Here is a 24,852-nt window from a genome sequence, read left to right as displayed (position 1 = left end):
AAGCTAATATGATTAAGAATTGTAAGATAGAGCAAAATAAAAAGGCAAAAGAAGATTTTCTTTTGCCTTTTAATAGAGACGCGAAATTTTAGCTTTCTATTTCGTCGTCGAAGTCGTCTTCTTCGTCTTCTTCTTCCTCGAAATCCTCTTCTTCTGCTACTTCATCGGCAATTAATTCATCATCGTCATCTAAAACTGACCTTTCTGCACGTCTGCTGCCAAAGCCAGATTCCCCAAGAGTAGGAGAATCTAAATTATAGGTGCGAGCCGTGCGGTCATCTAAGACCATATCCAACGGGTCATCAACTTCATCCAAGACACTACTGCTAATCTCAGTAGCATAGTCCTCGATGGCACCGGGTTCATCATAGGTATTGTACCCAGTACCAGCCGGAATCAATCGCCCGATAATCACGTTTTCTTTTAATCCGCGCAGCCAGTCGGATTTGCCTTCGATAGCGGCTTCGGTGAGTACCCGTGTTGTCTCTTGGAAGGATGCGGCGGAAATAAAGCTGTCGGTGTTCAACGATGCTTTGGTGATACCCAACAATACTGGAGTATACTGGGCCCTAGCACCGCCTGTAATTGACATAGCTTCGTTCACCTGCTCAACTTGGCGCAGTTCCACCAATTCGCCGGGAAGCATTGTAGTGTCACCACCATCATCAATCCGCACTTTGTTGGTCATCTGGCGAACAATTACTTCAATGTGCTTATCAGAAATATCAATCCCCTGAGATTGATACACCATTTGCACTTCATTCACCAAGAATGTCTGTACCTTCTGCAAAGCAATGCTAGCACAAGCATAGATTCCGTCTTCGGAACCCAGGCTAAAGAAGATTTCCAAAATTTCGTGGGGGTTAGATGGGCCATCTGTCAACGGTTGCCCCGCTAATACAGTCGATCCATCTGGCACAATCAAATTTTGTCCTGGGCCTAGAGGATAATCTGTGATTACGCCATTTGATTCTATGACCTTGATGGCGATCGCTTCATCACCACTATCGGCGTAAACTACCTTGATTTCACCAGCCCGCCGACATAAAATACAGGCTTCTTTTGGTTTACGAGCTTCAAGCAGTTCTTCAATCCGGGGCAAACCTTGAATAATATCTCCGGTTTTGGCGCGTTCAAACACCAACAACACCAAGTTATCACCCCGTTGTACCAAATCGCCATCTTCTATCTGCAACACAGCACCAGGGCTGACTCGGTAGGGGCGACCGATGCGGGTAGTAATAACGTAGTTCTGAGTTTGAAGTGAGGAGTTAGGAGTTTCGGAATTAACTCCTAACTCTTCACTCTTAACTCCTAACTTTTTAACGTCCACTACTTGCCCTGATTCTGGGGCAAAAACTCCCGGAGCAACTTCTGTACCTTCTACTAGCAAGTCACCCACTTTTACCTTGGGCTGAGTACTAGTATTGGTGATCAGCCTGTCAACGTCGCGCAACACTAAACAGCGACGCACGTTTTCGGTTCCTTTTCGGACGCCCCGGACTATTCCCCCTTCTTTACACAAGATTTGGGTACGTGCGACGACAGATCCGGGGGCGATGGTTAGCCCATCGTGTACCTCAAGTGTCGTCTCGGTGCTACCTTGGGTGGCATCGGCGGTAATGTCTCGACGAATTACTAAGGACTCCAAAATCACCAGTTGCAAGCGCTGAACTTCTGGGTCTTCGGTATCTTGTACCAATTCAATATCTGCTGCTAAAGGCGAAGCGTTGTGGTCTTGTTCTCCTTCTTGCTCAATTTCCAGCACTAACTGGGTTCGCAGCAGTTCTACACCTTCAACTGACTTGACGCGTTCTGAATCTTTGTAAGGCAGTCGCTGCACTGCCCGCAACTGAATTGATCGTCCGGTTTGTTGACTTACCGATGTCGTTGATGGCACATCTGGATTATCCGGTACAGCAAACTCGACTACTGGACGACTCAACAGAGCAGGCCCTTCTGGTGTCTCCACATACTGGATATAGCGTAATTCCGTGGCGACGCTGCCTTGAAACTCCTCGCCTGGTTGAATGAAGGTGTTATCTCGCCCGGTGACTGATTCTGGATCGTCCACCATTAGCAGTTCCCCTGGCTTAACCACAACTTCCCGCAGGATGTCGTTTTTCTGGGTAACTTCTACCACACCACTGTTTTGGCAGAAGATATCCTTCACCACTTCAGTGCCAGCTTCTACAAACTGACCATCTTCTACCAACAACAAGGAGATATCTTTATTAACTTCGTGGCTTTCTTCAGGAATCCACAACAGCGTACCGCCCTGTACAACTTCATAACCCAGCTTGGCTTTGCCTTTTTTCTGGACTTCGACACCCGCGAATTTCAGGAATCCGCCAGTGGTTGTCCGATAACGGTCATCAATTAACTCAGCTACTACTTGACCATTTTGCACTTTTGTGCCTGGTGTAGCCCGGAGGTTAAATACTTGGTTGTTGCCAGTGGAGACTAAGTAGTTATTACGTCCTTGGGAACTTTGGACTGTCACAGTTGCCTGGTCTAAGACCACAGAAGCAGTGATAATCTCAATTTCCCTGGTACTCTTACCTGGGGTAGCTTCTGGTAAGCGCACCACACCGCCGTGCAAACTGGCTAACTTGGTTTCTGCTAAAACTCCATTAGAGGCGATCGCATCACCATTTTTTACCAACAATTCTGCACCCGGCGGTAAGTTGTAAACTTCCCCAGATAAAATCCAAATCAAGCCACCCCGTGCAGCTGTGATTGTGGTATTACCCTGACGGTCGGTTTTTTGTTCTGGGACTACTTCGGCAAATTGCACTTCCCCCGCTAAGTCAGAGGCGACATCTTTAACTGCTTTTTCTGTATTAGTCCGAGTTGTGCGTCCACCGAGGGCAACCTCTGCTAACAACTGACCTTGTTTTACCTGATTTCCATCAAATACATATAATGTTGAACCTTGAGTCAGATGAACCTCTTGGTTGTCTGGGATAAAATCACCTACTTTTGTTGGCTCCAAAAGCATGATGCCATTAGCCTCAACATACAGGGCATCTTCTCCGTGGCGAGTCCGATATGTTCTGGTCTTCAGTTTGCGGGGAAGCTTGACAGTTCCATCGATTTTAGAACGCACTTGTTGCGCCACTTCCCCAGTAAACACACCACCCGTGTGAAATGTCCGCATGGTTAACTGGGTGCCCGGTTCGCCGATACTTTGAGCAGCAATAATCCCCACAGCTTCGCCCAAGTCTACCATTTTAGCGTGGGCTAAACTCCAGCCGTAGCAGTGTTGACAGACAGAACGTGCAGCCTCACAAGTTAGAGGACTCCGCACTACAACTTCTCCCACCCCAGATTTTTCAATTTTCTTCGCCAAATCCTCAGAAATTGGGGAATTGCGTGGTGCAATCACTTCTTTTGTCACCGGATGCATCACATCTTCGCCAATTACCCGTCCCATCAAGCGGGTTGCTAGAGGAATCAAAGTTTTAGCACCTTCTGTCATTGGTCGCACGGCAAGACCTCTAGTGGTGCCGCAGTCAAATTCCCGAATAATCACATCCTGGGATACATCCACCAAACGGCGGGTAAGATAACCAGAGTCAGCCGTCCGCAAAGCAGTATCCACCAATCCTTTTCTGGCACCGTAAGACGAAATAATGTATTCCGTTACAGTTAATCCTTCACGGAAGTTGGTTTTGATGGGCAAATCGATAATTTCCCCTTGAGGATCTGCCATCAGTCCCCGCATCCCCACCAATTGCCTGACTTGAGAGATGTTCCCCCGTGCGCCGGAGAATGCCATCATGTATACGGAGTTCAGAGGATTAGTCTTCTTGAAGTGAACGACTACTTCATCTTTGAGGGCTTCACTGGTACTGTTCCAGGTATCAATTACCTTTTGGAAACGTTCTACTTCGGTGATTTCTCCTCGTTGGTAACGGATTTCGGTGGCGCGAATTTCTTCTTCGGCTGCTTCTAGGAGCGATCGCTTAGTTGGTGGCACCATCAAGTCATCTACACTGATGGAAACCCCTGCTTTAGTAGCGTAGCGAAATCCCAAATCTTTCAGTTTGTCCGCCATCACTGCGGTTCGCGCCGTACCAAAATTCGTAAAAGCCCAAGAAATTAAATTTCTCAGTTGACCTTTGTCAACCACGCGATTGCGAAAAATCATTTTTTCGTTAGTCATTAGTCATTAGTCCTAAGTCATTGGGCATTGGGCATTGGGCATTGGGCATTGGGCATTGAGCATTGGTAATTTTTCCCATTCGCTATGCCCCATGCGCCATGCCCTACTCCCTAACTTGCTAGTGCTTCCTGAATGGCGTTATTGTAAATAACACGACCAGGAGTTGTGTATATATACTGAGAAACTACATTCCCCTTAGCGTCTTGTCTGACTCGGCGGAACTTATAGAGTAATGTCCGACTACCATCGTCGTTTTCCGTCACTTCCACAGGTTCCGTATCCGGCTGGTCTGATTCTATTTCACCGTCAAACCGCACGTAAATATAGGCGTGCAAGTCAACTTGGTCTTGCTGGAAAGCCATAATTACGTCATCTAGCGAATAAAAGTACTTTCCTGCACCTTTTGTCGCACCAGGATTTTCTGCTGTTAAGTAATACGCCCCCAACACCATATCTTGGCTGGGCGTGATGATGGGTTTCCCTGTGGCTGGTGACAAAATATTGTTAGAAGCCAACATCAATAACCGTGCTTCCGCCTGACTTTCTAACGACAGAGGAACGTGTACCGCCATTTGGTCGCCGTCAAAGTCAGCGTTAAACGCTGGACACACCAAAGGATGCAGTTGAATTGCTCTACCTTCTACTAAAATCGGTTCAAAAGACTGAATACCCAAGCGGTGCAACGTTGGTGCCCGATTTAGCATCACTGGGTGTCCTTCAATCACCTCTTCCAACACATCCCACACACTGGGGTCATTACGTGATATCAGCTTTTTCGCAGCTTTGATATTATTCACCATACCGCTACGAATTAGGCGGTTAATCACAAATGGTTGAAATAGCTCAATTGCCATTTCTCTAGGCAAACCACACTGGTGAATTTTCAGCTTTGGCCCGACCACAATTACAGAACGTCCAGAGTAGTCAACCCGTTTACCTAACAAGTTTTGTCGGAAACGTCCTTGCTTACCCTCAATAATGTCGGACAAAGATTTCAGGGGTCGGTTATTTGCCCCCACCACAGTACGTCCCCGCCGACCATTATCAATCAAAGCATCCACTGCTTCTTGCAGCATCCGCTTTTCGTTCCGCACAATAATCTCTGGTGCCAAAATTTCTTGCAAGCGTGCCAAACGATTATTGCGGTTAATTACCCGCCGATACAAATCATTCAAATCGCTGGTGGCAAACCGTCCGCCATCTAGCTGCACCATTGGGCGCAAGTCGGGGGGAATCACGGGAATAACTGCCATTACCATCCACTCTGGTTTGGAACCAGTAGCGATGAAGTTGTCAATCACTCGTAGTCGCTTAATTAGCTTGGCCCGCTTTTGTCCCTTGGCATTGCCAATTTCTTCTCGCAGGCTTTCGGCTTCTTGCTCTAAATTGATATCGGCAAGCAAGCGCAACAGTGCTTCAGCACCAATACCTACCTCTACGCCCTGTAGCTGAGAATCTTCGCTATAAATTTGGTCTTCTATTTCCAACCACTGGTCTTCACTCAGTAGCTGTTTGTAAGTTAAAGTTTCGGCATTACCTGCACTCAGGACAACATAAGAATTGAAATAAACGATCTGCTCGACATCCCGCAAAGGCATATCCAAAAGAATGGAAATATAGCTAGGAATGCCTTTGAGATACCAGACGTGAGCTACTGGCGCGGCGAGTTTAATATAGCCCATCCGGTGGCGACGCACCCGTGACTCGGTGACTTCTACCCCACAGCGCTCACAGACAATGCCTCTGTGACGGACTCTTTTATACTTGCCACAATGGCATTCCCAATCTTTCGCGGGACCAAAGATCCGCTCACAAAATAAGCCATCCATCTCCGGCTTGAGAGTTCGGTAATTAATCGTCTCTGGCTTGGTAACTTCACCGACTACCTGACCATTGGGCAATGTTCTCTCGCCCCACTGCCGAATGCGTTCAGGGGAAGCCAGTCCAATTTTTACGTAGTCAAACTGATTAGTTTGGGCAGGTCTCATTTTTAAGTACTGAGTTCCGAGTTATGAATTATGAGTTTTGAGTATATTGAGTTTTAAGGTTTGAATTAAGAGAAATCCAAGTGCTAAATGCCAATTACTGAGTTTTTTAATCCTCAGCAACGCCAGTTGCTTCTCTGCCAGAGGCTCTGCTAACGCGAACAAGTCAGCAGAGCCATAGACCAGTTACCTGCGACGGGAAACCTGTCTCGTCAACAGTGCTGGCTCACCAATGCACTGGTTTTTCAGCACTCAGCACTCCTTATTCGTCTTCTTCCAGGGATTCGCGGGAAAGAGATTCGTAGGTGGGTCGAGGAGGTGTGCGGCGGGCTGATTGGTCTGCCATCAAATCGACTTCCACATCTAGGGAGCTGCCATCTGCTTGAGTTTCTACCTTGTGTACGGCAATGTCTAATCCCAATGATTGCAACTCGCGCATTAGAACCTTAAAAGACTCTGGTGTTCCAGGTCGGGGAATTGCTTTACCTTTAACGATCGCATTTAGGGCTTCATTTCGTCCTTGCATATCATCAGATTTAACTGTGAGTAATTCTTGTAAGGTGTAAGCCGCACCAAAGGCTTCCAATGCCCACACTTCCATTTCCCCGAACCGCTGACCACCTTGTTGGGCTTTACCACCCAAGGGTTGCTGAGTTACGAGTGAGTAAGGACCTGTGGAACGAGCGTGGATCTTATCATCCACCAAATGCACCAGTTTCAGCATATAAGCCACACCGATAGTAATTGCTCGGTCAAAGGGTTCGCCTGTACGACCGTCATACACCATGATTTTGCCGGGATTATCTGGGTTATATACCCAGTCTTTTCCTGTTTCATCGCGTGCTTCTTGCAACTTGCCATGCACGATTCGGCGGGATGACTCTTCACCATACATTTCGTCAAAGGGAGTAATCTTAAATCGTACTCCCAAGGTTTGACCAGCCCAACCCAAGAGGCACTCAAATACTTGTCCGACGTTCATCCGACTGGGTACACCCAAGGGGTTAAGTACAATGTCCACTGGTGAACCATCGGGTAAATAGGGCATATCTTCTGCTGGCAATATCCGAGAAATAATCCCTTTATTACCGTGGCGTCCTGCCATTTTGTCACCAACTTGGATTTTGCGCTTTTGGGCGACATACACCCGGACTACCATATTGGCTCCCGGTGGCAGTTCATCGCCTTGTTCACGGGTAAACAAGCGCACGTCAACTACGCGCCCTTTTTCACCGTTTGGTACTCGCAAGGAATTGTCTCGCACATCCCGCGCTTTTTCACCGAAAATCGCCCGCAACAGTTTTTCTTCTGGCGGTTGGTCAGATTCACCTTTGGGTGTGACTTTTCCTACCAAGATATCTCCAGCTTCTACCCACGCCCCAATCCGAATGATTCCCTGTTCATCCAACTGACGCAAGGCATCTTCCCCAACGTTGGGAATTTCTCTGGTGATTTCTTCTGGCCCCAGTTTCGTCTGTCTAGCTTCAATTTCATATTTTTCAATGTGAATTGAGGTGTAGATATCATCCTGCACCAGTCTTTCCGAAATTAAAATTGCGTCTTCGTAGTTGTAGCCTTCCCAAGGCATATAAGCAACTACAATATTTTGTCCTAGCGCCAATTCGCCACCTTCGGTGGAAGAACCATCAGCCAACACCTGACCAGCAACAACACGCTCACCAATGCGGACGAGAGGTTTTTGGTTCAAACAGGTGTCTTGGTTTGAGCGTTGGTATTTGGAAAGGGTGTACTTAACTTCGGGGGTTGCCAGTTTCGGACGGACGCGAATTTCTGTGGCATCTACATAGGTAACATCTCCATCAGTCCGCGATACAATCACCATCCCAGAGTCTCTTGCTCCTTGGGCTTCCAAGCCTGTACCTACCAGAGGACGTTCTGGTTTGAGCAGAGGTACTGCTTGCCGTTGCATGTTCGACCCCATCAGCGCTCGGTTAGCGTCATCATGCTCCAAAAAAGGAATCATGCTGGTCGCTACTGATACAATTTGTACTGGAGACACTGCTACGTAGTCTACTTGCTCCGGTGTTGTGGTGGAAAATTCTTGGCGATAGCGCACTGGCACTTGGGGTCCAATAATGTGCCCGGTTTCATCTACAGGAATATCTCCAGGAGCAACCCGCAGGTCGTCTTCTTCATCGGCTGTCATGTAAGCCGGAGGCAAATCAAACCTAACTCGCCCATTTTCTACAGGTCTAAATGGCGTTTCTAAGAAACCGTACAGGTTCACCCGTGCATGGGTTGCTAAGGAGCCAATCAATCCAGCGTTGGGGCCTTCTGGTGTTTCAATGGGGCAAATACGTCCATAGTGACTAGGATGAATATCCCGCACAGCGAACCCAGCGCGTTCGCGGGTTAAACCACCAGGGCCAAGGGCACTCAGGCGGCGTTTGTGGGTCAGTTCTGCTAGGGGATTGGTTTGATCCATGAACTGACTCAACTGGCTAGAACCAAAGAATTCTTTAATTGCTGCTACCAATGGTTTAGGGTTCACCAAAGAAGCAGGAGTCAGCACTTCGGCATCAGATACGGTCATCCGTTCCCGAATAATTCTCTCTAAACGGTTTAAGCCTACCCGTACTTGGTTTTGTAACAATTCACCAACGCTTCTTACCCGCCGATTCCCTAAGTGGTCGATGTCGTCGATATTACCAATGTCATATTCTAGGTTGATCAGGTAATCCACGGCTGCCAAGATATCCCCAGCAGTCAACACGCGCATTGTGTCGGGGACAGAAAGGCGCAATTTCTTGTTGAGCTTGTAGCGTCCGACACGACCCAGATCATAACGTTTCGGGTCAAAGAAACGAGAGTCTAGGAGTTGTTGTCCGCCTAAGACTGTGGGAGGTTCACCAGGACGCAGTTTGCGATATAACTCCATCAGGGCTTCTTCTTCAGAGAATTGCCCTTCTTTTTCGATGGTTTTTTGGAAATATTCGGGGTGGCGTAAAGCGTCAAATATTTCGTTGTCTGATAACCCTAAAGCTTTTAGAAGTACCTGCGCTGATAGTTTGCGGGTTTTGTCGATGCGTACCCACACCAAGTCGTTACGGTCTGTTTCAAATTTTAGCCATGCTCCCCGGTTGGGAATTAAGCTAGCTGAGTAAGTGCGCCGCCCGTTTTTGTCTATTTCTGATTTGTAGTAGACTCCGGGACTCCGCACTATTTGGTTGACAATTACCCGCTCGGCTCCGTTAATAATAAACGTGCCGCGATCGGTCATCAAAGGCAAATCCCCAATAAATACCTCTTGCTCTTTGATTTCCCCGGTTTCTTTATTAATCAGGCGTGTGGGAACATACATTTGGACGGCATAAGTACTATCCCGGCGTTTGGCTTCTTCGACGTTGTACTTTGGCTCCTTGAGTTTGTAGTTATGACCCAAAAAGTGCAGTTCTAATTTACCCGTATAATCTGTGATAGGACTAAAGGAGTTAAGCTCTTCTATCAACCCTTCTTCCAAAAACCAGCGAAAGCTTGACCTCTGGATTTCAATCAAGTCGGGCAACAGAAAGGCCGGTTCCATATATGTTTCTTTAGTCATGCCTCTACCTTTGTCAACCTGGTTAAATTTTCGCTTGGACACTGCTGTTTGACGTTTCCCATTGCTAGCCAGTGTCCTTAGCTGTTTGGGAATTTCTTCTTACACACCTGCTATTTACAGATGTGGGCAAACGCAGCGATTAAAGCTGGCTGGAATGAGCAATTTTGAGAAGGGGATAATTGCCCTAATCGGTGACTCAGAGACCAAAAACCAACTATAGTCTTGATTCAAGAAGAATATACAATTGAGATATCCCTGAGTTTTATCTACTTTCCTCACTTCCCCTCCAAAAAGTGCGTTAATTTGCTTACGCAACTCTACACGGCGTGTCTTAAATGCACCCTGCTGTTTATCCTCTCAGTAATATCTTTAGATATTCTCAGATTGAGGGAATGATCCGCACCTTGTCGGCTTTGAATCAGAATGACTTGATTTTGCTGGATTGTACTCACAAGGCAATTTCGTTTAAGGATTTTGTATAGGTTGAATAGACATGAAGCCGATGTTGTGCAAAAGTTTAGCTCCACCTGAGTTGGCACGGTTAGTAATATGTCGAGAGCATCCGCTTGTAGAGATTTGGAGGATGGCCAAGCCGATAACAGCACGGAAAATTCAGATGAGAAGTTTTACATTCCTTCCTTTATCATTATGGCGCAAGCAAAATGTTTTTGAGGGAATAATATTAGCATATTTTGTTCCCCCTAAAGGTTTATTTTTTTAACATAACTTAACAAAAGACACTAGGACACACTTGCTATTGACAAACCGAATAATTCACAGGCATTTTTGGTGGTTTGATGGGCGATCGCCTCTACCGTTTCCTGACGCAGTTTAGCTACTTGCTCGGCTACATAAAGCACGTAGGCCGGCTCGTTGCGCCTCTCGCCTCGTTTAGGAACTGGAGCGAGGAATGGACAGTCTGTTTCAATCAGTAGGCGATCGCTACTCACCATTGCAGCTGAGGATTGGATCGCTTTGGCGTTTTTGAACGTTACTGTTCCGCTAAAGCTGATGTAGAAGCCTAAATCGAGAAACCATTGAGTTTCTTCTGGCGTTCCTCCCCAGCAATGCATGACGCCCCGCACTCTTTCTCCTTTGAGTTCCCGCCATTTTTGCAACACTTCTCTGGTTGCCACAGCAGCATCGCGGCAGTGGATAATCACTGGTAAGTTGAGTTCAGAAGCGATCGCTAGCTGTGACTCAAACACTATGTACTGTTGCTCATAGTTATCAGCTTTGTAAAAATCCAGCCCCATTTCCCCAATTGCCACCACATTCGAGTCAGAATTCGCCAAAGTTTTGATTTTCTCGGCTGTCTCGTCATTCCATTTATCAGCATCTAAAGGATGTAATCCCACCGCAAAGCTGATTTCGGGAAACTCTCGCGCTATGGATTGAATACTGGAAAACTCCTTAGGGTGAACACAGGAATGTACTAAACGCACTACACCTGCTTCTTGCCACCGCGCTCGCACTGTTGCTAAATCCGGCTGGAAACTATCAAAGTTCAGATGAACATGTGTGTCTATCAGTTGCATCTTTTGTCCTACCCTGCGGGAAGCCCTTCTCTACGAGAGGCTGCGCCAACGGGTTCAGCAGTCGCTCATGGGGGAAACCCCCAAGACCGCGCTGCTTCACCGCTGGCGCGTCTATGTTGTTTGTCCTTCATCATGATGATGACTAAGGACAAATGACCAATGACTATTCAGCCGTTTGTGTGAGAGGTTTTAGTCTGTGAGCCAATCTTGACTTTTTCCTGGCCCCATTGTTGGGATGAAGAATACCCCGTTTTATTGCTTTATCGATTTTGGCGTAAGCCTCGGATAACCGAGCCTGTACTTCTTGGTTTAATTCTGGGGTAGGATTAGCTGTATAGGCAGTTACAGCATTCAGGTATTTCTTCATCAGCGTCTTGACTGCTGATTTATAAGATTTATTACGCAGTCGGTTACGTTCTGCGATTCCGGCACGCTTGAGAGCAGACTTTGTATTCGCCACAATCAATCCCAAAAATACTATTAATATGTACACACACTACTAGACTTACTAATATAGCAGCCAAATTGCCAATATTATAATTTCCTAAAAAAAATCCTGCCATTGGGGTAATGAGATTAATTACTGGGGAAGAACTATCCCCAATCCCTAATTAAATGTGTCGTCAATTGAGTAAATGCGTTATAATTAAGATATATCAATAAAACTAAGCAATTAAGTCACCTTCTCAAGCAGAGCATCTGGTGGCAGTCTTGGGAGTATCAAAAAAATCCAGGTTAAGCTAGAGAAGAGAATTAGAGTGAGTTCTATACCCCCAGTGGGTAAAGAGCAAGACTAAATCTCAGTTGGGAATATTATAATTTTGGCATTGTCTTTACTCCATGCTGCGAATTATTACTCAGCAGGCAGACGTCAGAGCAGAACTACAACGGATCTGCGATCGCACCCACGACGAACAGGTGCTTCATAAAGAAGCAACGGTGCGGGAAGTTTTGCAAGCCGTGAAGCGCCAAGGCGATAAAGCTGTATTGCATTACACAGCCGAATTTGATCAACAAATCCTGAAAGCGGAAGAACTCCGAGTTACAGGCTCGGAACTTGATGCAGCCTATCAGCAGGTTTCAAAGGAGTTGTTGGGCGCACTTCGGCTAGCTTGCCGCCAAATTGAAGCATTTCATCGTCAGCGAGTTCCAAAAAGCTGGGTGCACTTTGGCGACGATGAAATAGTTTTGGGCAAACGCTACACCCCCGTAGATCGAGCGGGGTTGTATGTGCCTGGTGGTCGTGCTGCGTATCCCAGTACAGTGCTGATGAATGCAATTCCGGCTCATGTTGCTGCTGTACCCCACGTGGTGATGGTAACACCACCAGGCGTAGGGGGTGCAATTAACCCAGCAGTGTTGGTAGCTGCCCAAGAAGCAGGAGTGCAAGAAATTTATCGCATTGGGGGGGCACAAGCGATCGCCGCTTTAGCCTATGGCACAGAAACGATTCCGAAGGTGGATGTGATTACTGGCCCTGGTAACATTTATGTTACCCTAGCGAAAAAACTTGTTTACGGCATCGTCGGCATTGATTCTTTGGCAGGCCCTAGTGAAGTGCTGGTGATTGCCGATGAAACCGCAAATCCGGTGCATGTCGCTGCTGACTTGTTAGCCCAAGCCGAACACGATCCGATGGCGGCAGCAATTTTGCTGACGACGGATGCTGCTTTGGCGAAGAACGTGCAATTAGCGTTGGAAAGACAGTTAGTGGATCACCCAAGGCGAATCGACACAGAAAAGGCGATCGCTCACTACGGCTTGATTGTTGTAGTGGAATCGCTTCAAGCAGCAGCAGAACTCTCAAATGAATTTGCCCCCGAACATCTGGAATTAGAAATCAAAGACCCTTGGGCACTATTACCACAGATTCGCCACGCTGGGGCAATCTTTTTGGGTTACTCAACACCAGAAGCTGTAGGAGACTATTTGGCAGGCCCTAACCATACCTTGCCAACTTCTGGAGCTGCTCGCTATGCTTCAGCGTTAGGGGTTGAAACTTTCCTCAAACACTCCAGTATTATTCAATACTCCCAAACAGCACTGCAAAATGTGGCTAGTGCAATTGATGTGCTGGCAACAGCAGAGGGCTTACCCTCCCATGCTGACTCAGTACGACACCGGATTCAGCAAGAAGAGTGATTTGAAATGCTTAATTTTTTCTTATACTATTAGCAAAAGTCACTCTTCTTGCTGCAAACTGAAAATTTGGATGGGGCGATCGCACCCCATTCGCCCTTTAAGCATCCAAAAGTCGGGGATTGCTGAACTGTAGTTCCTTGGAGTGGGTTTGCCTTTCCAAGAAACTGGTGAAAAGCTTCTCCAAATTAGTTGCTACAACCCACTAGACTGAAAGTTGTATGAAACTAACCTATGGCGCAGCTTCAAATATATAAACTAAGTTGGCAGAGCAAAAATTGGTTTAGTGTCGCTGCCGAGGAATTTTGTTAGATACTTATGTAAGGTGTCTACTCTTTAGGAGACGAGAGCGGTGCTAAATACTGTTTTGGTAGCTCTGGACGGTTCGGAAATTGCAGAACGAGTAATTGAGACTTTAGATAATTTGGCATTTTCAAAAGATGCCAAGATTATTCTTTGCCATGTGTTTCCCACGCCAGAGTCAGAAATGGAACTACCTGCTGATCGGCCTCAGCCAGAGTCCCCAACATTTTCTTATTTTAATATTGAAAAACAACTACAATCTTATCAGAAAAACTTATCAGTCACAAGTGAGTTAGAACTGGTAACTGGTGATCCTGCCGAAGAAATTATTCGCCTTGGTAATATTTACAAAACTGACTTGATCATAATTGGTAGTCGGGGGTTGATTGGGATGAAGCGAATTGTTCAGGGTTCTGTTAGCAGTCAAGTTGTGGAAGAGGCTAATTGTTCGGTGTTAGTCGTCAAACCAGGGTAAAAACTTACAGGGGAAGCAATGACTATAACCACCCCAAAACTAACCTTTGATCAATACCTGAAATATGATGATGGCACTGATACCCGCTACGAATTGGTCAATGGAGAACTAATTCCCATGAGTCTAGGAAGTGGGCAACATGGGGCGTTAGCAGAATTTCTCAATGTTTGTTTCCGAGCCGAAATTCTCCGGCTAAGGTTGGATTGGACTTCCAAACAAATGGTTATCGGTATTCGTTCCCCCCTGCTGGCAGATGGGATACATCAAGGATTCCAGATGTAGTTGTGATTCCATTGCCTCAGTGGCGAGAGTTGAGAAACCGAGAGGCAGTTATTGAACTCAACGAACCACCCCCCTTGTTAGTGGTGGAAGTAGTTAGTGAATCAACAAAGATTGTAGATTATCGAGCCAAGCGAGTTGAATATAACGTTTTAAATATTCCAGAGTATTGGATTGTCGATCCATTAACGAACAAAGTGACTATTTTTATGTTAATTGAAGAATTATACGAACCGATAGAGTTTGTTGGTAGCGATCGCATTCAATCTCAAACTTTTCCAGAGTTAGAATTAACAGCTGAACAAGTGTTAACAGCCGACAATTAAAAATAATTTAATGATTTGAAAATTTAAATGCTCACTTAGTTGGTGCGTAACTTTTTTAGAGACGCTTACATTTTCAATTTACCTTGGTCAAGCAGTAAATTTATTTTGAGAAAAGCAAGGCTGCTCATAGATTTGTCGGCTGATTCAGAAATCTGGGATAGAGACAAGGAAAATCCCCTTGTCCCTACATTCAGTCAATTCAACGCCCTTGAGTTGCCAAAAACTGACGCAATCTCAACAAACTTAAGGTTTGACCCAAATTCAAGGGCAAAATTGAAACTCCTTCTAAGCGAGACTGTACCCAACCTTCTCCCCAGTACCATTCGTGAAACCCGTCAATGCCTCCACTGAGTAAGAAGCGGAGGCAGTTGGATTTTACGATGTCTACTTGATGATGAATCTGGACTGGGCCAGTCCAGCTAGTAAACTGAAATCCAGGAAGCAGTTCTTCTGGCATTCCTGGGGCAAAGCGCTGCCCTAAGAGCCATTTTTCTAGTTGCACCGGATGCAGTAGACTGTCACGAATTGCATCTGTTGGTGCTTCGATTTCGATCCGCAGTTGACTTTGTTGAAAATTACCCAGCATTTTTATCCGATTACCTAAAGGTGAGACATCGCTATTTCTAATATTGCAAATACAATCACTGATTATTACCGCGTCACTTTTCTACGAGCGGAGAACTTAGAATAGAAAAGGTGAACTTGTTAAGAAATGTAAGGTTATTCATGGCGGATCAGTTAATTCGTGCAACAGCAGCCGAAGGTGGGATTCGTGCCGTAGGTGTGATCACCACGCGTTTAACAGAAGAAGCACGGGGGCGTCACAAGCTTTCCTATGTGGCAACGGCAGCACTAGGTCGGACTATGGCAGCAGGCTTGTTAATGGCTTCTAGTATGAAACGAACTGGGTCGAAGGTCAATGTTCGGGTCAAGGGCGATGGGCCTTTGGGCGGCATATTGGTAGATGCCGGACTAGATGGCACGGTACGCGGGTATGTGGGAAATCCATCTGTGGAATTGCCTCCCAGTGCCAAAGGAAAGCTAGATGTTGGTGGTGCAGTGGGTGCCGGCTACCTCTACGTTGTCCGGGATATCGGTTATGGTTATCCTTACTCTAGTACAGTAGAACTAGTTTCTGGTGAAATTGGCGATGATGTGGCTCATTATCTGATGAATTCCGAACAAACACCTTCAGCTTTAGTTTTGGGTGTGTTCGTGGGAGCAGGTGGAGTTACAGCTGCTGGAGGATTGTTGGTACAAGTATTGCCCAAAGCTGCTAGAGACGAAGCCCTAGTAGAAAAGTTGGAATCACGGGTAGCAAGTCTCGCAGGATTTACACCGTTGTTGCAAGCTGGGAAGACTTTGACTGAAATCTTTAATGATCTGCTAGGAGACATGGGACTGGTAATCTTTCCAGAAAGGCAAATATTGCGCTTCCACTGTGGTTGTTCTTTTGATCGCGTTTTGGGGGCACTCAAGATTTTGGGAGAAGCCGAACTACAAGATATGATTATTAAAGATAATGGTGCTGAGGCAACTTGCGACTTTTGCGGCAACGTTTATCAGGCAAGTAGCGATGACTTAGCTCAACTAATTGCCGATTTGCAAGCTGAATCTACCGTTTCAGAATAAAGTATAAAACAGCACTGAACTTTTCGATTGATAATGGTATTCTGTGGAGAGGGATAATCAAAAAAGTAGCTTTTTAATGATCAGAAAGTTACTATGACAACAATGGAATTATCGACCTAAAATAGAGCGCTATTCAATTATTTTGGTGTGAAAGATGACAGAGCGGGATATTCCAGACAGTTGGTCTTCAGCCAGTGGAAGCGAGCCAGATCAAAATACAAGATTATCTCGAACAGAACAATTCGGTGAAACTCAGCCATTTGATGGCCCAACTACTGGTTCTACCTCTAAGTCAGTGAAGCGGCGAAAAAAAAACGATTCAGAAGAAACTGCCCAACTCAGTAGTACTTCTGGAAAATGGCCACGCTGGATGAAAAGCTGGACGTTGTGGCTAGTACTACTAATGTTGATTCCCGGCAGTGTAGGATTCTTGGCAATGGCAATGCTGCTAAAACTGCCAACTGCTCCTAACTGCCCATCAATTTTTTGGCCCCTAGCAAGTGCTTCGGTGCGGCTACACTGCGCTCAGTTGGCGGCTTCCAAGGAGACAGTCAACGATTTATTGCAAGCGATCGCTTTGGTGAAACAACTACCAAAAAATCACCCGTTGCATGGAGAAATTGATCGTTTCATCGAGGAATGGTCACGAGATATTTTGAAGTTAGCTGATCAAAGTTTCCAAACAGGGAATTTAGAGGAAGCGATCGCTACTGCTCAGAAAATACCCGAAGACGTAACAGCTTATAAATTAGTTAATGAGCAAATCGACAAATGGCAGTCGATTTGGTCAAAAGCAGAAAAAACATACAACGGTGCGATCGCCGAAGTGCGGGAAAGGCGTTGGCAATCGGCATTCATGTTATCCGCCAGAATGCTGCGCGTAGATAATCAATACTGGGCGGGTACTAAATACGACCAATTGAATCGTCTAATTATCACAGCGCGGGAAGATGGCGATAAGTTAGGAAAAGCTGAAAACTTAGCAAGTAGCAAAGTTGTTGATAATTTATTAGAAGCTATCAAGTTAGCCGAGTCCATTGGTCAGGAAAGTTACATTTATCAAAAAGCTCAGGAGGCGATTCCTGCATTTGGACGCAAAATGCTGGAATTGGCACGGGCGAAACTAGATAAGCAGGATGCGGATGAAGCACTGAATATTGCTAGACAAATACCGGAAAGTACGAAACTACAAGGCGAAACAGATGACTTTATCGCCATAGCTGACGCCAAAAGAAGTGCTTGGATAGGTAATGTTTCTGGTTTAGAGGCAGCGATCGCCCAAGCACAACAAATTGAACCCACAAGACCAGTGTATAACGAAGCACAAGAATTGATTGCTCGTTGGCAGTTGGAAATTGAAGATGTTGCCAATCTAGAAAAAGCGAGAATATTGGCTAGCCAAGGAACAGTCAATAATTTAACAGCAGCGATCGCCCAAGTACAGCTCATCCCTGCGAGTAACCCCAGGGCCACAGAAGCTAGGCAAGAGATGGGTCGCTGGCGTGTACAAGTGGAGACAATTGAAGACCAACCTTACTTAGAACGCGCCGAACAGATAGCAATATTCGAGGATATTAACTCATTGCAAGCTGCTATCTCTGAAGCCAGTCAAATCCGTAGAGGTCGGGCATTATATCCAGAAGCACGGAACAAAATTCGCACTTGGACAGGAAAGATTCAGCGAATTCAAGACCAGCCTTACTTAGATCAGGCACAAGAACTGGCTCAGAGTGGAAATCTTACCGCCGCCATTAGCACAGCTCAACAAATTGCATCGTCGGGAAGGGCACTTTCTGGGGAAGCACAAGCTGCTATAGATGAGTGGCAAGGGCAAATCCGCACCACAGAAAACTGGAGAAAAGCGCAGGAAGTGGGGGCAGTTGGCACGCCCGAAGCCTTGCTTGAGGCAATACGACTGGCGGATCGGGTTTCAAACAATAGCATCTTACGTATGGATGCGAATCAGGCTATTGACCAGTGGAGTCAGCAATTGTTAGAAATAGCACGCTCTCAAGGTCAGTCTGATATTTCCAGAGGAATTGAAATTGCCAAATTGATTCCACGCGGTAGTGCTGCTTATAGTGCGGCGCGAGAGCAAATTAGAACTTGGCAGGAATTTCTCAATCCTCAACCGCAGCCTCAGCCTGAGCTTGAGTCTCCACAATTGCCACCATCAACGACTACTAATGGGCAGTGATATTAATTATTACAGCAATTTTCAAGTCAATATATGACCCACATTCCGCAGATGTGACTCAGATTATTGATATTTTTGAAAAAACAGCCAGGAAAATTTTATCTACTTAATTTTTCTGGTTGAGGTTGACTTTTTAAAGCCCAAAAATAGAGAAGATTAAGTAAATTAATTTTATGGGCTTTAAAAATAGATTGCCTCTCTCAAATAAGCCAGTAATTGACGATAAAATCAACATGATAATTTTAGCCAAGACTATTTCAATCTCCGCTAAATATTTTTATTTACTACTTTTATTAAAAATGATCTACATCTTTTTCGGTCAAATAACGTCAATCAAATAATTAGTGGCAGACATCTTAGCAGCGCGATTGTACGTTTTTGCACCGGAAATATTGCAAGCTTCTAACGCCTTCTCTAAATTATTATGAATAACTTGAAAAGCATCGGAGTAGCTATTATAAATCCGTTCTTGCGTGGGCGTTAACTCAATTTCGAGAGTGGCTGTGATTGTTACCAGCCGTCCACCGTCAACCAGTCTTTGCAATGCCGAGTTGATGTGGCGAGGGGTGGCATCAGGGTTGCGACTGTTGATTTTCGGGGACGACGAAAACGGTGGATTCATCAGAACAACCGAAGGCTGAGAAATGCGGGCTAAATAATCGTTGATTTGTTCGGCGTTGACCCCAAATAGTGGAGTGTCTGGAAACAACCGACGCAGAATCTTTGATCTATCGGGTGCAAGCTCGTTGAGCATCAGACTTGCGCCTTGTAGTTTCCCAAATTGGGCTATTAAGCCAGTCCCGGCACTTGGCTTCGCTACTTGCTTTCTGTACTCTTTCGGATTACCATATCGAGCGTTCCAGTTTAATTATCTAGGTAGCCGAGATTTTCTAGTAATAGAGTCACCCCCCTTTCGTTTAACTCTTGCCCCCTTAATTCGTGCCACTTCTGTTTGATTTCTTGGAAATGCGGTCTTCTTCCTAATTCTGTTGCCCATTTTATAATTTCTTCATACCAGTCAATCTGCTGTTGTGAGGATTGCTGATTATTTTTAGAACTACACTAACCAACATCAAGAACACACTCGTAAATATCACCTGGTTCGCTGTAAATCCTCCTCAACCTTCAGGGCTTCTTGAGAATATGCCAGTTGGTTTTTATACATCTCTGCCAAGGATTGTAACTGCTTGAGCTTGTGGCGGGAAAATTTTGTATGTAGCCACTTCTGCGCCTTTAAAGTGCCAGTCACTTCTGCTTCATCCAGAACCTGCTGTGCTGTAGTGTAAGCAGGTAATGTGTAGCGATCGCGGATTGATGAAGGGAGGTTTCCTTCAATTTGGGTAGCATCTCCCACTCTTAAATCTGTTGAAACTATACCGTCATTTTTACTACCAAATAAACCAGGAAGCCATTTACCTAACATTGCTATACGTCTCCTGAATTTGTTGAACTTGTTGACCGATGTAACGATAAACACCGTAGATGTCGATGAACGAAAACATCAAAATAGCAAAGGCTGCAATTACTCCTTGAGCCATCAAACCTCGCTGCATCAATTCCTCAACTCTGTTGACGTTGTGCAATCGCACTTTCGATTATCAATAAACGGGGCTTTTTTCTGAAATAGGATCGACCGCCCTTGTCCTTTTTCAGCTTTGCAAAAATACTCGCCAATATTTAGTCATTCTGCTCTCGGTGCTTTCTACCGTCGAATACAGTCCCGTTTGGACACGCCAAAGGCGATTACTACCACCGCTCACAAGCTGGCACGTCTTTTTTATCACCTTTGGACTTCTGGAAGTGCCTACTCTGACCCTGGTCTTGATGCTTGTGAGCAACAGTACCGAGAGCGCACGTTGAAAAACTTGAAGAAAAAAGCTCAGGCTTTTGGCTTAGAACTCATCCCTATTTCTCACTCCACGGAATGTGTTTCTTGAAAGTTCTATTAGCATATACTGAGAAAGATTTTTACTATTTCTCAGACTTTTCAAACGCCCCCTTACTTTTACGTATAATGAAAAATAAGGAAAGAGCAGTAAAAATACTGTATACTTCTTGTGTAGCACAGTTTAGCCTAAAGCAAAGATATTTTGAGCCAGCAAATAAGACAGATAGTAATTAAAATTACTAGAATTAATTGCAGGCCAAATAAAAAACTGAACATTTATTTCAATAGGAGCCAATAATGATTCGGAAAACAAACAATCACTCTATGCAACAAGAAAGCAATAGCTCAAAATTAAGGGAGGATGCCTCTGCTAGAAGCTCATTTCATCCTCCAAATGTTAAGTCAGCAATTGATTGGGAAAAACCAGATTTTGATGAACTTGACTTGTGTATGGAAATTACCACATACATTTTCAATGAGCAATAATTGTAGATACTAACAAGTCTAATTGCTGAATAAAACCTCTACCTGCTTTCTGTTTTTATGTTCCTAAAAATTCTTGGTACTGCCGCAGGTGGTGGTTTTCCCCAATGGAATTGTAACTGTCCTAATTGCCAAGCAGTCCGCACAAGTCGTGCAGGTGTAAATTGGCTCAACCAGTCATCAATTGCAGTGAGGAAAAACAATCAGCCCTGGTTTTTGGTCAATGCCTCTCCAGATGTACGTCCGCAGTTGGAGAAATTGCGGGAAGGACAGCCGTCTACAATTCGGTCAAGCCCGATCGCTGGTGTTCTGTTAACTGATGCAGAGATTGATCATACCACTGGGCTGATTATTCTCAGAGAATCTACGGAAAAACTACGTGTCTATGGTACAGAAACAGTACACATGGCTCTGACAGAGGGTTATCCCCTGCTATCTACGTTAGCAAGCTATTGTGGTGTGGAATGGTCTGTACTTGAACCTCATGTACCTATAAACTTGGGGTTGAATGGAGAAGATGGTTTGGAAGTGGAGGTATTTCCACTAGCAGCCAAACCACCAAAATATATGCGCCACAAGACAAATTTAGATGGATTTTGGGTTATAGGTTTAACATTTCGCGATCATACAACTGGCAAAGTTGCTACTTATGCTCCAGGTTTAGCTGAACTTGACGAAAAAATCTTAGAGCGGTTTGAGTCTAGTGACTGCATTTTAGTAGATGGCACTTGCTGGGACAATGATGAGTTGTTGGCTTTAGGAATATCCAAGCTGCAAGCCCGCGATATGGGACACTTACCCCTTAACACTAGTTTAAAAAGCCTTGCTAAACTCAGCCGTCCTCGGAAAATTCTGGTTCACATCAACAACACTAACCCAATACTTTTACCTGATTCAGAGGAGCGCAAAATTGTTGAAGCCGCAGGAATAGAAGTTGGTTACGATGGTCTAACCATCGAATTGTAATTTTGAGGTGTAAGAAAAAGCGTGTTGGAATTAGTTAAAGAACCTCTCCCGTGGACTCAGACAGAACTAGAGGCTGTATTGCGATCGCAACATCGCCGCTACCATCATCTGCATCCATTTCATGCAAGGATGAACAGTGGTGATTTAACGTCAACAGAAGTACGGCGCTGGGTAGCAAATAGATTTTACTATCAAAAAAGTATTCCTCTTAAAGATGCTGCTATCTTGTCAAACTGCACTGATTTAGAAGTGCGGCGGGAATGGATTCAACGCATCATTGATCATGACGGTCAAGGTGAGAGCGAAGGTGGTATTGAGGCATGGTTAAAACTCGGTAAAGCTGTAGGATTGTCTCGTCAAGAACTCTTAGAAGACCAGCACGTACTGCCTGGAGTTCAATATGCAGTGGATGCCTACGTTAACTTTTGCCGCACTCGACCCTGGATTGAAGCAGTGGCTGCATCGCTGACTGAACTGTTTGGCCCAGATGCAATTCGAGTACGCTTAGTTGCATTAGAACAGCATTACCCGTGGATCGATCCTGCTGGATTTGACTATTTTCGGGCACGTCTTCACCAAGCACCCAGAGATGCTCAATATGCCCTCAACCAAGTCCTCAAACACTGTAGAACTCGTGAGTCTCAGGAACGAGCAGTACAAGCTTTAATATTTAAGTGCAATTTGTTGTGGAGCCAATTAGAGGCGATTGAACGGGGCGATACTAGACCTCAAGAAGGATATAGAGAATAGGGGACAACAGACAAAAGTTAACAGTTAATTCTCTTTGTCCCTAATCCCTATAAAATTAACTACGAATTACGAATTAAATGAGTATTATAGAGAATCATGCCCAACCTCGGCTAGTTCGTGGTGTGCGTTTACGATGGGATGATCTGAGAAAGCAGCATTGGCTCCTGATTCCAGAAGGGGCACTAAAATTAAACTCCACAGCAGCAGCAATTTTAGCACTTTGTAACGGTAAACGAACTCTGAATATGATCGCACAGGAGTTGAACAAACAGTACCAAGGCGAAAATATGCTAGAGGACGTGCGCCATCTGCTCTCTCGAATTAGTGAACGAGGACTATTAACTGTAGAAGGAATAGAACCAGAACCTTTACCTCCAAATGAAAAAAGTAATTTCTCAAGTGGAGCAGATTTAAACTAAACACTATTACTAACAATGACGACTGATAGACCTTTAAGCTTAATTGCAGAATTAACATATCGCTGCCCACTGCGTTGTCCGTACTGCTCCAACCCGCTTAATTGTGGCGATCATAATTATCGTCAAGAGCTTTCCACCGAGGATTGGTTGCGAGTAATTCAGCAAGCCTCAAACTTGGGTGTGTTACAGCTTGGCTTAACCGGCGGCGAACCACTGCTACGAAAAGATATAGAATTACTTGTGGCAGCAGCAGCCAAAGCCGAACTATATACTACTTTGATTACTGCTGCTACACTGTTAACTCCAGAACGAGCTACACAGCTGCGTGATGCCGGACTCGATCACGTACAAATTAGTATCCAAGATAGTCGTGCTGCTGAGTCGGACTATATTGCTGGAACTCCCTCTTTTAATCAAAAACTAGAAGCAGCAAGATTAGTAAAAGCTTTAGGTTTTCCGTTAACACTTAATTTTGTTCTGCATCGGCAAAACCTAGACAGAATTGATGAGATTTTAGAGCTGTGTGAGGTTTTAAAAGCAGACCGAGTTGAATTAGCAAACACTCAGTATTATGGCTGGGCATATCGCAACCGTACTGTTTTACTACCCACCCGCCAGCAGTTAGAACGAGCAGATGCCGCAGTAGCATTAGCTAGAAAGCGCAATATCTGCCCAATGGGTATCTTATATGTGCTTCCAGACTACTATGAAGATTACCCCAAACCATGTATGAGTGGCTGGGGTAATCGAGCTTTAGTGATCGCTCCCAATGGCGATGTGTTACCTTGCCAAGCCGCCAGTTCAATTCCAGAACTAGAATTTGCTAACGTCCGTAACCATTCACTAGATTGGATTTGGTTTGAATCATCTGCTTTTAATCGCTTCCGGGGAACAGAATGGATGTCTGAACCTTGCCAAAGTTGCGATCGCCGCCAGCTTGATTTTGGTGGTTGCCGTTGTCAAGCCTTACTTCTAACGAACAATGCTGCTGCCACTGATCCTGTTTGTCATCTGTCACCACACCATCACCTGATTACTACAGTTACAAAGCAGGCAAATCAGGAAAACTTGGATTCCCCCCTACCTTTGGTTTATCGCTCCATGCAAATGTAATGGGCTTTCTCGCCGTCTTTTGTGAAAAATTGAGCATTATCAAACAGAATTCAGAAGTCAGGAGTCAGAATTCAGCATTAATTCTGACCAAAAAAGCGGATAGCGTAGCGTTAGCGAGTCTTCGAGCGTCTGAATAAATGGGTTTAAGACCCCTACTAAATATCAGTAAACCAAAAAGTTTTTCCCAAAGAGCGATCGCTAGTCGCGACTACGTATATTAAAGTAAGATAAGCTACTTACATTATAATTAATGCTTATACTAATCTGAAAAATTTCAAAAAATGAAATGATGAAAGTATTGTGTAGCATATTGGCTGAAAAAATTGACTGTTTCATTAGAAGGACTGGCAATAACCGCCTCAGAAACCCTTGAAGAGGTTATTGAATGCTTAGTAGAAAATTTTTCTTTTTGATTCTCAAGGACTATGTGATCAAAAGACTTTATTCGAGATTCTTATAAAGGCAGCTAGCAATGGAGATAGTATCGAAAATACAGCCAAATCATTAAAGAATGTCCCTACAGCTAATGATATTAGATATCATCTTAATAAAATTAACAATTTTGAGGAATTAGAGATACAAATTAATCAAGCATTGAAAAGTCGAATTCCTTTAGGATTGAAAAAAAA

The 24,852-nt window shown here is 44.9% G+C and carries 21 protein-coding genes and 1 pseudogene; 13 read left to right on the top strand and 9 right to left on the bottom strand.

Features of this window, described 5'->3' with window-relative positions:
• Positions 1-88 precede the first annotated feature (88 nt).
• The 5 genes from F8S12_RS03690 to rpsT form a co-directional block, all read right to left on the bottom strand.
• Positions 89-4,168, bottom strand: coding sequence for a DNA-directed RNA polymerase subunit beta'' (locus tag F8S12_RS03690; protein ID WP_196514846.1), 4,080 nt, complete (start codon positions 4,166-4,168; stop codon positions 89-91).
• A gap of 110 nt (positions 4,169-4,278) precedes the next feature.
• Positions 4,279-6,156 (bottom strand): DNA-directed RNA polymerase subunit gamma, encoded by a 1,878-nt coding sequence (locus F8S12_RS03685; protein ID WP_196514845.1) that lies wholly within the window; start codon positions 6,154-6,156, stop codon positions 4,279-4,281.
• Between the two features lie 259 nt (positions 6,157-6,415).
• Positions 6,416-9,715: a DNA-directed RNA polymerase subunit beta gene (rpoB, locus tag F8S12_RS03680; RefSeq protein WP_196514844.1), complete on the bottom strand. Its 3,300-nt coding sequence runs from the start codon at positions 9,713-9,715 to the stop codon at positions 6,416-6,418.
• A 740-nt stretch (positions 9,716-10,455) separates the two neighbouring features.
• Positions 10,456-11,253 carry a TatD family hydrolase gene (locus F8S12_RS03675; RefSeq protein WP_196514843.1) on the bottom strand — a complete coding sequence of 266 codons (798 nt, stop codon included), beginning with the start codon at positions 11,251-11,253 and terminating at the stop codon, positions 10,456-10,458.
• 163 nt (positions 11,254-11,416) lie between these two features.
• A complete protein-coding gene (gene rpsT / locus F8S12_RS03670) occupies positions 11,417-11,713 on the bottom strand; it encodes a 30S ribosomal protein S20 (protein ID WP_196514842.1) in 297 nt (98 codons plus the stop codon).
• A 380-nt stretch (positions 11,714-12,093) separates the two neighbouring features.
• On the opposite strand from rpsT, the gene hisD reads away from it, so the two are divergent.
• From hisD to F8S12_RS41510, 4 genes are all read left to right on the top strand, one after another.
• Complete coding sequence (gene hisD / locus F8S12_RS03665; RefSeq protein WP_196514841.1) at positions 12,094-13,395, top strand: histidinol dehydrogenase; 1,302 nt, start codon at positions 12,094-12,096, stop codon at positions 13,393-13,395.
• 349 nt (positions 13,396-13,744) lie between these two features.
• Positions 13,745-14,170, top strand: a complete 426-nt coding sequence (locus tag F8S12_RS03660) for a universal stress protein (RefSeq protein WP_196514840.1) — start codon at positions 13,745-13,747, stop codon at positions 14,168-14,170.
• Positions 14,171-14,188: 18 nt separating this feature from the next.
• Positions 14,189-14,452: a Uma2 family endonuclease gene (locus F8S12_RS41515; protein ID WP_269144765.1), complete on the top strand. Its 264-nt coding sequence runs from the start codon at positions 14,189-14,191 to the stop codon at positions 14,450-14,452.
• 2 nt (positions 14,453-14,454) lie between these two features.
• Positions 14,455-14,775 carry a Uma2 family endonuclease gene (locus F8S12_RS41510; RefSeq protein WP_331001341.1) on the top strand — a complete coding sequence of 107 codons (321 nt, stop codon included), beginning with the start codon at positions 14,455-14,457 and terminating at the stop codon, positions 14,773-14,775.
• 199 nt (positions 14,776-14,974) lie between these two features.
• Here F8S12_RS41510 and F8S12_RS03650 read toward each other — a convergent pair whose 3' ends face one another.
• A complete protein-coding gene (locus F8S12_RS03650) occupies positions 14,975-15,361 on the bottom strand; it encodes a hypothetical protein (RefSeq protein WP_196514839.1) in 387 nt (128 codons plus the stop codon).
• A gap of 140 nt (positions 15,362-15,501) precedes the next feature.
• Here F8S12_RS03650 and hslO point away from each other — a divergent pair, with 140 nt between their 5' ends.
• Both hslO and F8S12_RS03640 read left to right on the top strand, forming a co-directional pair.
• On the top strand, positions 15,502-16,407 hold the full coding sequence (gene hslO, locus F8S12_RS03645; RefSeq protein ID WP_196514838.1) for an Hsp33 family molecular chaperone HslO: 906 nt from the start codon (positions 15,502-15,504) through the stop codon (positions 16,405-16,407).
• Between the two features lie 154 nt (positions 16,408-16,561).
• Positions 16,562-18,604, top strand: a complete 2,043-nt coding sequence (locus tag F8S12_RS03640; protein WP_196514837.1) for a chromosome segregation ATPase — start codon at positions 16,562-16,564, stop codon at positions 18,602-18,604.
• A 319-nt stretch (positions 18,605-18,923) separates the two neighbouring features.
• Here F8S12_RS03640 and F8S12_RS40220 read toward each other — a convergent pair whose 3' ends face one another.
• The 3 genes from F8S12_RS40220 to F8S12_RS03625 form a co-directional block, all read right to left on the bottom strand.
• A complete protein-coding gene (locus tag F8S12_RS40220) occupies positions 18,924-19,358 on the bottom strand; it encodes a hypothetical protein (protein WP_230967764.1) in 435 nt (144 codons plus the stop codon).
• A gap of 339 nt (positions 19,359-19,697) precedes the next feature.
• Positions 19,698-20,027, bottom strand: a complete 330-nt coding sequence (locus F8S12_RS03630) for a hypothetical protein (RefSeq protein WP_230967763.1) — start codon at positions 20,025-20,027, stop codon at positions 19,698-19,700.
• The gene (locus F8S12_RS03625) at positions 20,017-20,193 is read right to left on the bottom strand and encodes a hypothetical protein (RefSeq protein WP_196514836.1); all 177 of its coding nucleotides are present in this window, start codon (positions 20,191-20,193) and stop codon (positions 20,017-20,019) included. Before F8S12_RS03625 ends, F8S12_RS03630 begins: the two co-directional genes overlap by 11 nt.
• 66 nt (positions 20,194-20,259) lie before the next feature.
• On the opposite strand from F8S12_RS03625, the gene F8S12_RS03620 reads away from it, so the two are divergent.
• The 7 genes and pseudogenes from F8S12_RS03620 to F8S12_RS42205 form a co-directional block, all read left to right on the top strand.
• Positions 20,260-20,541: a hypothetical protein gene (locus F8S12_RS03620; RefSeq protein WP_196514835.1), complete on the top strand. Its 282-nt coding sequence runs from the start codon at positions 20,260-20,262 to the stop codon at positions 20,539-20,541.
• A gap of 248 nt (positions 20,542-20,789) precedes the next feature.
• Complete coding sequence (gene pqqA, locus F8S12_RS03615) at positions 20,790-20,978, top strand: pyrroloquinoline quinone precursor peptide PqqA (RefSeq protein ID WP_196514834.1); 189 nt, start codon at positions 20,790-20,792, stop codon at positions 20,976-20,978.
• 57 nt (positions 20,979-21,035) lie between these two features.
• On the top strand, positions 21,036-21,941 hold the full coding sequence (pqqB, locus tag F8S12_RS03610; protein WP_196514833.1) for a pyrroloquinoline quinone biosynthesis protein PqqB: 906 nt from the start codon (positions 21,036-21,038) through the stop codon (positions 21,939-21,941).
• Between the two features lie 21 nt (positions 21,942-21,962).
• Positions 21,963-22,691 carry a pyrroloquinoline-quinone synthase PqqC gene (gene pqqC, locus F8S12_RS03605; RefSeq protein WP_331001340.1) on the top strand — a complete coding sequence of 243 codons (729 nt, stop codon included), beginning with the start codon at positions 21,963-21,965 and terminating at the stop codon, positions 22,689-22,691.
• A 77-nt stretch (positions 22,692-22,768) separates the two neighbouring features.
• A complete protein-coding gene (gene pqqD, locus F8S12_RS03600) occupies positions 22,769-23,110 on the top strand; it encodes a pyrroloquinoline quinone biosynthesis peptide chaperone PqqD (protein WP_196514832.1) in 342 nt (113 codons plus the stop codon).
• 15 nt (positions 23,111-23,125) lie between these two features.
• Complete coding sequence (gene pqqE, locus F8S12_RS03595) at positions 23,126-24,223, top strand: pyrroloquinoline quinone biosynthesis protein PqqE (protein ID WP_196514831.1); 1,098 nt, start codon at positions 23,126-23,128, stop codon at positions 24,221-24,223.
• Between the two features lie 323 nt (positions 24,224-24,546).
• Positions 24,547-24,852, top strand: a pseudogene (locus F8S12_RS42205) (ISH3 family transposase); the annotation flags it as partial.

The organism is Nostoc sp. WHI (assembly GCF_015714725.1).
In the GTDB taxonomy this organism is placed as follows: domain Bacteria; phylum Cyanobacteriota; class Cyanobacteriia; order Cyanobacteriales; family Nostocaceae; genus Nostoc.
Note: the sequence above shows the minus strand (reverse complement) of the source record. Positions and strands in the feature narration are given on the sequence as shown.